This window comes from Microvirga sp. Mcv34, from assembly GCF_024519725.1.
GTDB lineage: Bacteria > Pseudomonadota > Alphaproteobacteria > Rhizobiales > Beijerinckiaceae > Microvirga.
The window spans coordinates 1-638 of sequence record NZ_JALJRK010000274.1; the positions used below are offsets into that span (position 1 = coordinate 1).

General features: G+C 64.9%; 1 protein-coding gene. It reads right to left on the reverse strand.

The window, feature by feature from the left end; genetic code table 11:
• The coding region (locus tag OC446_RS30590) for a Crp/Fnr family transcriptional regulator (protein WP_262032621.1) at window positions 1–638 on the reverse strand (638 nt) is incomplete at both ends.

A 638-nucleotide genomic window follows, 5' to 3' on the forward strand; every position in this document is an offset into this window, starting at 1 on the left:
TCCGCGTCTATCAGGTGATCGAGGCCGGCAAGATCAAGACGTAGAACCCCACGGCTGACGTCTTCGACCAAGTGCTGCCGACGCAGGTACCCGAACGCCCGACTCACGGTTTCGACCGTGAGGCCCACGAAGTCAGCGATGTCGACTCTGGACATGGGCACAGTCACGAGATCGCCCAATCCGAGGTTCTGGTGCAACTGCCTCAGGAACAAGGCCAGCCGCTTCCGAGCGTCCTTACGTCCTAGGAGGCCGACATGCTCAAGGGCCTCGCCGGCGTCCGCGCGCAACACGTTCGCCAGTTGGCGCCCAAGGAGTGGATTGCATTCGGCCAGGCGCTGGAGCTTGCCGGCGTCATATTCGAGCAGGGCCACGGGCGAAGCCGCCTCGGCGGTCAGGGCCCGCTCGGCGCGGGTCAACCCGAAATACGCTCCGGGAAATACGAACCGCACGATCTGACGAGTTCCGTCGGGAAAGAACGTGACGAGGCGCACTACGCCTTCGAGGACTCGGAAGCATCGGCTCTCGTCATGGCTGCCTTGGACGATCACCTCACCGGGCGCCGCAGTGCGCCGGCCGGCCTGACGCGTCAGGAAGGACCGCGCTTGCCCCTCGGTTTCCAGGGTGCAGGGAAGGTCCTC